Origin of the sequence: Chryseobacterium sp. SIMBA_028, assembly GCF_046535285.1 — a bacterium.
Classification (GTDB): Bacteria; Bacteroidota; Bacteroidia; order Flavobacteriales; family Weeksellaceae; genus Chryseobacterium.
Genome location: NZ_JAWRWZ010000663.1, coordinates 1 through 248, shown reverse-complemented (window position 1 = coordinate 248; position 248 = coordinate 1). Strand labels below are relative to the sequence as shown.

1 protein-coding gene is annotated in these 248 nt (G+C 63.3%); it reads right to left on the bottom strand.

Annotation, left to right across the window (positions count from 1 at the left end; genetic code table 11):
* Window positions 1–248, bottom strand: a 248-nt coding sequence (locus tag SCA31_RS24890) for an FAD-dependent oxidoreductase (RefSeq protein ID WP_410699627.1), incomplete at both ends; no start/stop codon positions are given.

Here is a 248-nt window from a genome sequence, read left to right as displayed (position 1 = left end):
AAGCCCGAAGCGTTCGACATTGGCTTCGCGGCCGATGGCCACCAGCAGCTCGTCGAACTCGATCCAGCTTTCCTCGCCTTCGGGGGAGCTGACCACCAGCTGACGCATTGGCTGGCTGTCCTTGCCCTTGAGCACCTCGATACGCGTGGCGGTGGAATTGACGCGCAGATCGACGCCTTCGCCCGAGAGCTGTTCATGCATCAAGGTGCTGACTTCCTCGTCCTCGCGCGGCATCACGCGTGGCGCAC